Source organism: Mycobacterium sp. (assembly GCF_035603715.1).
Taxonomy (GTDB): domain Bacteria; phylum Actinomycetota; class Actinomycetes; order Mycobacteriales; family Mycobacteriaceae; genus Mycobacterium.
On sequence record NZ_DATNJW010000377.1, the window covers coordinates 1 to 3,585 of the forward strand.

At 65.1% G+C, this 3,585-nt stretch carries 5 protein-coding genes; all 5 read left to right on the plus strand.

The window, feature by feature from the left end; all coding sequences use genetic code 11:
• Nucleotides 1–1,582: translation elongation factor 4 (gene lepA, locus VN856_RS15660; RefSeq protein ID WP_325690585.1), on the plus strand; the 1,582-nt coding region annotated here is incomplete at its 5' end.
• A 2-nt stretch (nucleotides 1,583–1,584) separates the two neighbouring features.
• Nucleotides 1,585–2,343, plus strand: a complete 759-nt coding sequence (locus VN856_RS15665) for a sensor domain-containing protein (RefSeq protein ID WP_325690587.1) — start codon at nucleotides 1,585–1,587, stop codon at nucleotides 2,341–2,343.
• Nucleotides 2,344–2,385: 42 nt separating this feature from the next.
• A complete protein-coding gene (locus VN856_RS15670) occupies nucleotides 2,386–2,589 on the plus strand; it encodes a hypothetical protein (protein ID WP_325690589.1) in 204 nt (67 codons plus the stop codon).
• A gap of 142 nt (nucleotides 2,590–2,731) precedes the next feature.
• Complete coding sequence (locus VN856_RS28895) at nucleotides 2,732–2,824, plus strand: Ms4533A family Cys-rich leader peptide (protein ID WP_414686969.1); 93 nt, start codon at nucleotides 2,732–2,734, stop codon at nucleotides 2,822–2,824.
• A 107-nt stretch (nucleotides 2,825–2,931) separates the two neighbouring features.
• Nucleotides 2,932–3,585 (plus strand): substrate-binding domain-containing protein (locus tag VN856_RS15675; protein ID WP_325690591.1); only part of this gene is annotated, 654 nt, incomplete at its 3' end.

Below are 3,585 nucleotides of genomic sequence, written 5' to 3' on the forward strand. Positions count from 1 at the left end.
TCCGGGCCACGTCGACTTCACCTACGAGGTGTCGCGCGCGCTGGAGGCCTGCGAGGGCGCGGTTCTGCTGGTCGACGCCGCGCAGGGCATCGATGCGCAGACGCTGGCCAACCTGTATCTGGCGCTCGACCGCGACCTGCACATCATTCCGGTGCTCAACAAGATCGACCTGCCCGCCGCCGACCCCGACCGCTACGCCGGCGAGATCGCCCACATCATCGGGTGCGAGCCGAGCGACGTCCTGCGTGTGTCGGGCAAGACCGGGGCTGGCGTCACCGACCTGCTCGACCACGTGGTGCGCGAAGTTCCGCCGCCCACCGGGGATCCGCAAGCGCCCACCCGCGCAATGATTTTCGACTCCGTCTACGACATCTACCGCGGCGTGGTGACCTACGTGCGTGTCATCGACGGCAGGATCGTCCCACGCGAACGCATCGCGATGATGTCCACCGGCGCCACCCACGAACTGCTCGAGGTCGGCATCGTCTCTCCCGAGCCGAAGGCCTCCGACGGGCTCGGCGTCGGGGAGGTCGGCTACCTCATCACCGGCGTGAAGGATGTCCGCCAATCGAAGGTCGGTGACACCGTGACCACCGCGCGCCACGGCGCGAAGGAGGCGCTGACCGGATATCGCGAACCTAAGCCGATGGTCTACTCGGGTCTGTATCCCGTGGACGGATCCGACTACCCGAACCTGCGCGATGCGCTGGACAAGCTGCAGCTGAACGACGCCGCCCTCACCTACGAACCGGAGACATCGGTGGCGCTGGGCTTCGGCTACCGGTGCGGATTCCTCGGTCTGCTGCACATGGAGATCACCCGCGAACGCCTGGAACGTGAATTCGACCTCGACCTCATCTCGACCTCGCCCAACGTGGTCTACCGAGTGGAGAAGGAAGACAACTCCGAGCTCGTCGTCACCAACCCGTCGGACTGGCCCGAAGGCAAGGTCCGCGCCGTGTATGAGCCCATCGTCAAGACCACGATCATCGCGCCCAGCGAATTCATCGGCACGATCATGGAGCTCTGCCAGTCCCGGCGCGGCGAACTCGGCGGTATGGACTACCTGTCACCGGAACGGGTCGAGCTGCGTTACACCATGCCCTTGGGCGAGATCATCTTCGACTTCTTCGACTCGCTGAAATCCCGCACCCGCGGCTACGCCAGCCTCGATTACGAAGAAGCCGGCGAGCAGGAAGCCGCACTGGTCAAGGTCGACATCCTGTTGCAGGGTGAGGCCGTCGACGCGTTCAGCGCCATCGTGCACAAGGACAACGCCGCGGCCTACGGCAACAAGATGACCACCAGGCTCAAAGAGCTGATTCCGCGTCAGCAGTTCGAGGTGCCGGTGCAGGCCGCGATCGGATCCAAAATCATTGCGCGCGAAAACATTCGCGCGATCCGCAAAGACGTGTTGTCCAAGTGCTACGGCGGTGACATCACCCGCAAGCGCAAACTGCTGGAGAAGCAGAAGGAAGGCAAGAAGCGGATGAAGACCATCGGCCGCGTGGACGTGCCGCAGGAGGCGTTCGTCGCCGCACTGTCCACGGACGCCGCGGGGGACAAAGGCAGCAAGAAATAGCCATGCGGGCAGTCGGACTGGCCACGGTGTGCGCGGCGATCGCCGCACTCGCGGTGGGCTGCGGTCCGGTTGTCGACGGGACGGCTAAGCCGGCGCCAAACCTGAAGCCGCGACCGCTGTCCGGCCAGATCGTCAAGAAGGTGCTGCTCAGCGACCGCGCGCTGGCACGGATGCTCGGCCAGCCTTTCGTCGCACGTCAACCCGCGCAGTTCGGCGGCCCCGACAAGCTCGACCAGCGAGACGCGCCCCCGGAGTCGGCCGAGTGCCTGGGTGTGACGGCGATGCTGCAGCAGAGCGTCTACGGGTCCGCCCAGGTCCAGACCGTCGCCTCGGAGTCGTGGTGGAACGACGGCGACCCGGCCCAGGTGATCAGCGTGATGGAGGGCGTTGTCGCGCTGCCCTCGGCCGCGCAAGCTCAAGAGCTGTTCGCGAAGTTCCCCCCGCAGTGGCAGCAATGCGCCGGCAAGACGACCACCGATCAGACCGGCCCGATCAGCACGACGACCGTGATCGGCGACGTCCACGTCGCTGATTCCGTTGTCGCAGCGACCAATACCGCGACCGCGACGCTCCCCAACATGCCGGCCCTGCAGCCCACCCCGCAGTCGCGGGCGATCGGTGTCCGGTTGAACTGCATCGTCGAAGTCGAGGTCGTGTTCTTCGGCGATCGGCGGCCATCCGATCCGGGTACGGGCAATCCGGACACCAGCGCCACCGACATCGCCGGCGCGATGATGGACAGGGTCAGCAGATTCAGCTGATCCACGGGCCGCGTGTTGGCTTCGCACCCAAGCGGAATTAGGGTGAGCCCGGTGAACGGATTTCTCGGCTGGTGGGACGGCGTCGAGTTGTGGCTGTCCGGGCTGGGGTTCGTGTTTCAGTCCATCGTGGTGATGCCGGTTGTCCTGCTGTTGGCCTACGCCATCGCGGCGGGACTGGACGCGATGTTGGGTCGCGGTATCCAGGTGATGCGGCGTCTCCGTCATAACGGTGACGAGCCCGGATGAACCGAAAGGCGGGTATGCCGCGCTCTCAGGTCAGCTTGGTGCTGATCGCCTTGGTTGTGCTGGTGATCGTCGCGTGGTTGCTGACTCGCTGACCTGCACGAGCTTCGGCTGCGGGTCTGGTGGATTCTGTTAGGCTTCGGCCATGCTTGCAGCATCCGGCAACACCGAGTGCCATGTCTTGGCGCTCATTGCCGTAGGCGATTACGCCGTTGCTGACGTGCACTGTTGTCGCTGATCTTCTGCCCGCGCGCTGAAACTCGCCTTTTCCTTCGCGACGGGATTTGTCAGCCGTCAAGCCCATTGTCGAAAGGTCGACCATTGTTCGACGACATCCGAAATGCCGTGGGGTGGTGGCGGCATGCCGCCGCGCTGACCCTCGCCGCGAGCTTGATCGCGGCGTGTCACGGTGGCGCCAGCGATGTCGTCGGCGGCGGCAACTCGGGCGATGGGCACACCAGCATCACGCTGGTCGCCTACTCAGTACCTGAACCCGGCTGGAGCAAAGTCATTCCGGCGTTCAACGCTTCGCCGGAGGGCAAGGGCGTCCAGGTGATCGCCTCGTACGGCGCATCGGGTGACCAGTCACGCGGCGTCGTCGACGGCAAGCCCGCCGATGTCGTCAACTTCTCGGTCGAGCCCGATGTCGCGCGACTCGTCAAGGCGGGCAAAGTTTCCAAGGACTGGGACAAAGACGCCACCAAAGGCGTCCCCTTCGGATCGGTGGTGACGCTGGTGGTGCGTCCCGGGAATCCGAAGAACATCAAGGACTGGGACGACCTGCTGCGGCCCGGCGTGGAGGTCATCACGCCGAGCCCGCTGAGTTCGGGATCGGCGAAATGGAATCTGCTTGCGCCCTACGTGGTCAAGAGTGTGGGCGGCCACGACCCCCAAGCGGGTCTCGACTTCATCCACAAGCTGGTCGGTGAGCACGTCAAACTGCGTCCCGGGTCGGGCCGCGAGGCCACCGACGTCTTTGTTCAGGGCAGCGGTGACGTG